A 7301-nucleotide genomic window follows, 5' to 3' on the forward strand; every position below is an offset into this window, starting at 1 on the left:
CCTGACAACATATTTGTCGTCATACTTAATGCCATTCCAGGGTCAAAATACTCGAGGACTTTATCTTTTGAAATATTAATATTCAAACCATTGAGCTTTTCAAGTATCCAGGAAAACTGTTCAATTAACTGTTGACGATAAAATGGCATTTGTTGCGAGAACTCATTAATAGAACTACCAACAAGACTAGCTAACCAAAGTCCCATCATGACAATAAACAACATCAATAATATAACCGATAACCATTTAGGTACTCTATAGCGGGTCATAAACTGAATAGCAGGATTACACACTACGGCCAAGAATGCTGACAATACAAATGGTACGACGATGGGGCTGGCTGTTTTTATTCCCGCTAATATCACAACCAAACACGCCATAATGGCAAAACCACGTAACGCCATCGATGATGAATTACCACCACTCATATTTAAATCCCTTTGTTGTTACTAAAATTTTCGGATACATAGTTACTTTTTATTTAAGCGTTTAAGTTATTGATGTTTTGCTTACTGCTTTTTCAACTTCAGGATTATTCCCCTTGAGAAGTTCACTTTCACCGTTATTGATTACAAACCTAATAAATTGTGTATTTAACCCATGCTTAAACTAGCACAATAAGAATAACTTACGCAGTATACTCCTAATCAATTGAGTATGAATGGCTATATTAAGTCTATTTAATTAAATATTAGCGTAACTTTAGCAAGTGGATGCTGAATCTAAGCTAAATAAGCTTTCTGTGAAAGATCATAACGAATAACTTAACTAAAGTAAGTTCAAATTAGTAAACTGAGTAACAGTAATGCCCTAGTGAAAAATAGAGCATTTCCTCATTGATTTAAGTTGATCTTAGGTTCGTTATGGATCGTAATGGTTTTTAACCGATTACCTAAATCATTTTAAAGACAGATTGACACAAAATGCCCCAACAATATGGTGAGAATATGAATATAATAATGACTGGCGCAACAGGGTTTGTCGGGCAGCAATTAGTCGCATTGCTAAGCCAACAATCTCATCAACTTACCATTGTTACCCGAAATGTCTCTCATGCGACCCAAGTCTTGGGCTCAAATCATCGTTATGTTGATAACCTGAGTAAATTAGAAAACTTAAATGATTTTGACACTGTTATTAATCTTGCCGGTGAACCTATTGTCGGTAAACGATGGAGCAATCAACAAAAACAGCGTATTTGCGATAGTCGCTGGGATATCACTGCAATGTTGACTCAGTTGATTAAACAAAGCGACACACCACCAACGAGTTTTATTAGTGCATCTGCAATTGGATATTATGGCCGCCAAGGAAGTACTCCCGTTGATGAAGACAGCCAAGCACATAATGAATTCAGCCATCAAGTATGCAGTGAATGGGAGCACCTTGCTCTTAAAGCGCAATCAGAAACCACCCGTGTTTGCGTACTAAGAATTGGTATTGTGTTAGGAAAAAATGGGGGGGCACTGGCTAAGATGTTACCTCCTTTCAAACTCGGCCTTGGTGGACCTATAGGTAAGGGTTTACACGGTGTCAGTTGGATACATATCGACGATTTAACTCATTTAATTGAGCATTTAATGATTACAAACAATGCCCAAGGAGTATTTAATGCTACCGCCCCAAACCCAGTTAATCATAAACGATTTGCTGAATCGATTGGCTCAAGCTTAAACCGCCCTGCATGTATTCCAACGCCAGTAATAGCGCTAAAACTTGCGATGGGTGAGATGGCGGATTTGATTGTAGAAGGCCAATTTGTATTGCCTAAACGTGCCCTAGCCTCAGGTTTTAATTTCAAATACCCAGAGATTAACCCTGCGCTGGATTCTATTCTCAAAGCTTAATGAGCAGCTCAATAGCCATCAAACAATTCAAAGACTCATGATCGTAAATACTCATGAGTCTCTCTCGCTTTTCTTATCGAATTTATCCTGAGTTAGAGCTTTACTAATTGAAATAAAATTTATTCGAGTTTGATTATTGATTTACTAGAGTCGTTATTGTTTCAATAAACCAATCGTATCGCTTGGGAAGTGGACGAAACTTCTTGCGGATCATATATAGAGGTTCTTTTACTTGGTGTTGTAAATTGGCTACAGAAATCAGTTCAGGCCTGTTAAAACAATTTACCGCAAACTCTGGTAATACAGTAAAACCGAGCCCCTTGGCCACTGGTAATAAGATTTGATTCAACTGATTCACATAACTTGCGGTAGGGATGGCACTCGCCTGTTCATCGCTATAATTACTGCTGATTAATTGCTGCAGGTAATGCATTGCATCGGGATGAGAAATCAACCCAAGGGACGTTAATTGCTCAAAACTCATATCCTTACCCTGGAATTTGGCAGGTACTATCAAGCATAAGTTGTCATCACCAATAGGATTTACTTCAAGTTCCGGGTTTGACACAAATTGGGTCACAATACCGATATCAATATCATTGGTTATTACTTGCTCAATAATGCGTTTATTTGGCGCGGCCTCCACAGATACCGACAATTGCGGATGTTGGATTTGATAATCGATGAAGTGCGGGTATAGCCACATCGCCAGTGAACCAGAGCAGGCAAAACGACAATCGCCCGCGTAAGGAGAATCTAGCTGAATATCGCTGAGCAATTGTTCCTGCTGCTTAAGTAACTGCTCTCCATATTGCTGCAGTTGCATACCAGCATCTGTTAGCTCAAATCGTTTTCCAAATCGCTGAATAAGCTGTACGTTAAGCTGCTGCTCTAATTTTTGAACATGCTGGCTCACACCGGGCTGTGTCATAAACAATTGTTCTGCTGTTTGGGTAAAATGGCCTATTTCGGCAAGCTTTAAAAAGGTGGTTAACCACTTCTGATTTATCATGAAAGCGTTACTCGGCATTTAAAATTATTCGACTTGCCCCTACTATAACAATAAATTATTAAAATAAGAGTCCATAATAACTTAAAATAAATTTTCTTGGTCTTTTACACAAAAATGCCGCTAAGCAGGCTTAACGGCATTTCAATCGTTCAAGTTATTTAAATAAGCACTTTAAAGCATTAGGTTAGTTTTCTATATCACTAACAATGTAGCAAAAAAGCAAATTAAAAACTGTAGTTCTAAACCATAATAACTACTCGCCGAAGCTGTATTGCCTTTTTATCTCAACCACTTCCACAGTATAAGAGCTATACCATTTGTCTTGACCAAGCTTCTGTGCCACGGCATGTTTAGCGTCTTGATGCCAACGTTTAATATCCTCTTCACAATGCCAGTAAGAGATAGCTATTTCTTGATCACCCTCAGCAACAGCAAAAAAGTCGACACACCTATACTGCTCAAATGCCAAATCGCGCATTATGGCAACCGTATCAACATAGTGTTGATCTTGGTTGCCGACTTTCGCTTTGAAAATAACGGCGAACATGTCTAACTCCTTTTAAACTAGCCTATTTAGTGCAAGGGATATTAACCCGCTTTTAATAAATCACTACAAGACTGATTCAGTAATTGACGACAGCGCCACATTCCTAAGAAGGCTACCACAGCAGCACCTGCCAGCGGTGCAATGCCCCACCAAGGCCAATGCATATAAACCACTAATTCAAATACTTGAGTTTTAAGCATATATAACGCAAATTCAGCCACAATGACCGCAAGAATACCGGCAATAGCGCCAAGCAAAGCAAACTCAAGACCTGTCGCTGAGCGAAGTAGCCAACCAGATGCACCAAAGGTTCGCAACACGGCGAGCTCACGCTGCCTTGTCGCCATCCCCGCTTCTGTTTGTGCTATCAGTACTAATGCACTTGCCAATAATACCAAAGCCAAAACCAGCGATAACGACAATGATACTTGCTCAATAATTTGTCGTAACTGCCCCACCATGGCACCAACATCAATCACAGAAATTGTTGGAAACTGTTGGATTAATTGCAACACCACAGCGTTTGCTGTTAAGTCACTGCCATTGGCTTTTAAGTCTTCATCATTGAGGTGAAAGCTTGCCATGGAAGTATAGGAAAACGGCTCAAGTGCTTTGGGCTTAAATATCATGAAGAAGTTTGGCTGAAGCGTTTCCCACTGAACCTGTCTAAAACTGGTAACTTTTACGCTAAAGCTCTGATTATCTATGCTAAAAGTCATCGTGTCGTTTAAAGACAATCCAAGGCGCTCAGCAACTTCGGCTTCTACGGAGACTTCGTCATCAGCTTGGTTAAATGTGCCAGCGGTAATTTCATTATTAGGTGGCAATGTTTCTCGGTAAGTTAAGTTTAACTCTCGTGAAATACCCACTCGCCCTTCGGCGCCGTCTTTCTCCTCTTGACGCGAAATTAATTCTTCATCGTTAATATGCGTTAAACGGCCACGGATCACTGGATAAATGTCGGTCGCGATAATCTTATTGCGATCTAGAAAATCATCCAGTGGTTTAGTATCTTCAGGAGCAATATTTACCAAGAAATAGTTAGGTGCATCTTCAGGTAATTGCTTTTGCCATTCATTGAGCAAATCTTGTCTTAGTGCCAATATAGTTAATAACAACACAAGCGCACTACTAAAACCGACTAACTGCACTGCATTTTGTCTTGCGCGTCTGCGAAGACCTGCCAATGCTAATTGGAAAGGATTAGTCGTTTTCATGCCAACACTATGACCTAAACGGATCATTGCAAAGCCTAAAATACTCAGCAACACACCCAGCAATAACACTGCAAGTACAACTGTCATGGTTAGTGCAATACTGCGAGAATACAAATATCCTAATAACGCCATAGCACCTAGGCTGAGTAACAAATGTAGCCACATGCCAAACTGTAAACCTTCAAGCTGCCTTTGCAGTACTCTTAAAGGTGGAATCGCCAATAAGCGCATTAGTGGATAAGCAGAAAACATGAAAGCACTGATTAAGCCAGTACTGACACCGAGCACTAAAGGCCTTGAATATGGTGGTGAATAGGCCGCAATTTCTGCAGGCAAAAATTGGTTAATGCCTAAATCGAGTAATAAGCCACCTAATAAACCCAACACAATACCAACAAGCGTCACCAACATTAAATGGATACCAAACAAGGTTCTAATTTGCTTAGAAGATGCACCAAATGTTTTAAGCATCGCCACAACATCATAGTGTCTTTGACAATAGCGCTGCGCCGCAATACCAATAGCAGCACAAGCTAATGCAATACCTAACAAACTCGCGAGTAACAAAAAACGTTCTGCGCGCTGCACTGCTGAAGCGATTGGTGAGTCACCAGATTGCACATCAGTCCAGCGCTGACTGTTATTCAGTAATGGCTTTGCTTTTGTTTCAAATTCAGTTAAAGATTGGGCCTCACCGGCAAATTGATACACATAGCTTACGCGACTACCAGGTTGGATAATCCCAGTTGCTGCAACGTCATCTAAACGCATTAATAGCACAGGAGATGAAGCAAAAGGGTTAAAACCAGCATCTGGTAAGCGACTAATTTCTGCAGATAAATTCAGCTCAGTATTGCCGAGTTCCAATGTGGTTGGATAACCCAGTAAACCGCCCAATCTGTTTTCATACCAAGCTTCTCCCGTTTTAGGTAATGCTTGTGTAATTCCTGATGACAGCTCAATATCACCTCGAAGCGGATAACCATCACCAACAGCCTTTATTGTCACCAACTGAAACTTATCGCCCGAATAAACCATCGAATTGAAATTCATGTTACTGACATGCAAGATATCAAGTGATTCTGCTAATGTGAGCACTTGCTCATCAAGTGGAACCGGTGAGTCAATAATGCGATCGGCAGCAATAAAACTGGCCGCTTCGCCATTAATAGCCACTTGTAAGCGCTCGCTGACACGTGCAAGTCCACTCACTGATAACACTGCTAACGTTATCGCCAATACAATTAATAATAACTGTCCTTGCATCAGTTCACGTTTAAATAAACGCCAAGCTAATTGTAACTCCATTAGCACGCCTCCTCTGAAGCGCTTTGTTCTTCATTAATTGTTGCTATAGTCTCTGATAAGTGACCATTCTCCATCACTAACTGCCTTTTGCATCGCTTAGCCAGCTCTAAATCATGTGTCACTAATACCAATGTGGTATCGCTTTCTTGGTTTAGAGCAAACAACATATCGGCAATTTTATCACCGTTGGCACTATCGAGATTTCCTGTGGGTTCATCAGCAAATAATACCTTGGGTTCACAAATAAATGCTCGAGCAATGGCTACACGTTGTTGCTCGCCACCGGATAACTGTTTAGGTAGATGGGTTAAACGATGAGATAAGCCAACACGTTCCAGCATGTTTTCAGCTTTCTCACGGGCATTTTGTACTCCAGCAAGTTCAGCAGGTAACATTACGTTTTCAAGCGCGGTTAATGTATCGACCAGCATAAAAGACTGAAAAATAAAGCTGACTTTTTGTTTTCTCAGTGCCGCTTTTTGTTCTTCATTGAGACCTGACAGCGCTTGCCCATCAAGTAATATCTCACCTGATGTCGGTGTATCAAGCGCTGCGAGCAAACCCAGTAACGTAGACTTGCCAGATCCTGATGGACCAAGGATCGCAACACTGTCTCCCTGCTTGACATCCATATTAATGCCATTGAGGATAGTAAGCTCTCCCTCTTGGGTCACCACAGTTTTATTGAGGTTAGTAACGTTAATGGCACTTGAATTATTTGCAAAATTAGTCGACATACGATCCTTCTTATTTTTACCGGCTAAACGCCTGCTTACTGCGGCGGTTATGTTTGTTGTTTCAACAATGTTCATTTCAACATCTAGCTATGCTGCCACGATTTTGATCTTAGGTGATAGTCTAAGTGCGGGATATGGCATGTCGGAAGAGCAAGGTTGGGTACAATTGTTACGAGACCAATACCCTGAACATGACATTATCAACGGCTCTGTTAGTGGCGAAACCACCGCTGGTGGTTTACGCAGACTCCCGAGTTTACTGACTTCCAGCGAGATTGATCTCGTTGTTGTTGAACTAGGTGGTAATGATGGATTACGTGGATTTCCACCAAATCAACTGAAATCAAATCTTACAAAAATCATTAACTTGTCACAAGACAGTGGGGCAAATGTCCTGCTCACTGAAATTATGGTGCCACCTAATTACGGTCCAAGATACACTAAAATGTTCAATGATGTTTATCATGACCTAGCTGATGATTTTGACATTCCATTGGCACCTTTTTTCATGATGGATATCGCAGCGAATTCTGACTTAATGCAGCGTGATGGCATCCATCCAAATCAAGAGGCTCAACCTAAAATTACGCAATGGATGCAGCCCTGGATCATGAATGCTTTGAAAAAGTAACC

At 40.7% G+C, this 7301-nt stretch carries 7 protein-coding genes; 2 read left to right on the forward strand and 5 right to left on the reverse strand.

Features of this window, described 5'->3' with window-relative positions; genetic code table 11:
- A partial coding sequence (locus K5Q58_RS20260; protein ID WP_220755664.1) for an AI-2E family transporter occupies positions 1 to 428 on the reverse strand: 428 nt, incomplete at its 3' end.
- Positions 429 to 947: 519 nt separating this feature from the next.
- Here K5Q58_RS20260 and K5Q58_RS20265 point away from each other — a divergent pair.
- The gene (locus K5Q58_RS20265) at positions 948 to 1847 is read left to right on the forward strand and encodes a TIGR01777 family oxidoreductase (RefSeq protein ID WP_220755665.1); all 900 of its coding nucleotides are present in this window, start codon (positions 948 to 950) and stop codon (positions 1845 to 1847) included.
- A 133-nt stretch (positions 1848 to 1980) separates the two neighbouring features.
- On the opposite strand, the gene K5Q58_RS20270 is transcribed toward K5Q58_RS20265, so the two are convergent.
- The 4 genes from K5Q58_RS20270 to K5Q58_RS20285 form a co-directional block, all read right to left on the reverse strand.
- Entirely contained in the window at positions 1981 to 2859 is an 879-nt protein-coding gene (locus K5Q58_RS20270) for a LysR family transcriptional regulator (protein WP_220755666.1), read from the reverse strand.
- A gap of 253 nt (positions 2860 to 3112) precedes the next feature.
- Positions 3113 to 3406 carry an antibiotic biosynthesis monooxygenase gene (locus K5Q58_RS20275; protein WP_220755667.1) on the reverse strand — a complete coding sequence of 98 codons (294 nt, stop codon included), beginning with the start codon at positions 3404 to 3406 and terminating at the stop codon, positions 3113 to 3115.
- Between the two features lie 41 nt (positions 3407 to 3447).
- Positions 3448 to 5931 (reverse strand): ABC transporter permease, encoded by a 2484-nt coding sequence (locus K5Q58_RS20280; RefSeq protein WP_220755668.1) that lies wholly within the window; start codon positions 5929 to 5931, stop codon positions 3448 to 3450.
- Positions 5931 to 6668, reverse strand: a complete 738-nt coding sequence (locus K5Q58_RS20285) for an ABC transporter ATP-binding protein (RefSeq protein ID WP_220755669.1) — start codon at positions 6666 to 6668, stop codon at positions 5931 to 5933. Before K5Q58_RS20285 ends, K5Q58_RS20280 begins: the two co-directional genes overlap by 1 nt.
- Positions 6669 to 6717: 49 nt before the next feature.
- Between K5Q58_RS20285 and K5Q58_RS20290 the strand changes: the two genes are divergently transcribed.
- Positions 6718 to 7299 (forward strand): arylesterase, encoded by a 582-nt coding sequence (locus K5Q58_RS20290; protein ID WP_220755670.1) that lies wholly within the window; start codon positions 6718 to 6720, stop codon positions 7297 to 7299.
- Positions 7300 to 7301: the final 2 nt, after the last annotated feature.

Source organism: Shewanella sp. KT0246 (assembly GCF_019654955.1).
In the GTDB taxonomy this organism is placed as follows: Bacteria; Pseudomonadota; Gammaproteobacteria; order Enterobacterales; family Shewanellaceae; genus Shewanella; species Shewanella goraebulensis.

Bases quoted from the DNA above. Each gene is read 5' to 3' on its own strand.
- K5Q58_RS20265 (WP_220755665.1), top strand. From the start codon at position 948: ATGAATATAATAATGACTGGCGCAACAGGGTTTGTCGGGCAGCAATTA.
- K5Q58_RS20270 (WP_220755666.1), bottom strand. From the start codon at position 2,859: ATGATAAATCAGAAGTGGTTAACCACCTTTTTAAAGCTTGCCGAAATA.
- K5Q58_RS20275 (WP_220755667.1), bottom strand. From the start codon at position 3,406: ATGTTCGCCGTTATTTTCAAAGCGAAAGTCGGCAACCAAGATCAACAC.
- K5Q58_RS20280 (WP_220755668.1), bottom strand. From the start codon at position 5,931: ATGGAGTTACAATTAGCTTGGCGTTTATTTAAACGTGAACTGATGCAA.
- K5Q58_RS20285 (WP_220755669.1), bottom strand. From the start codon at position 6,668: ATGTCGACTAATTTTGCAAATAATTCAAGTGCCATTAACGTTACTAAC.
- K5Q58_RS20290 (WP_220755670.1), top strand. From the start codon at position 6,718: ATGTTTGTTGTTTCAACAATGTTCATTTCAACATCTAGCTATGCTGCC.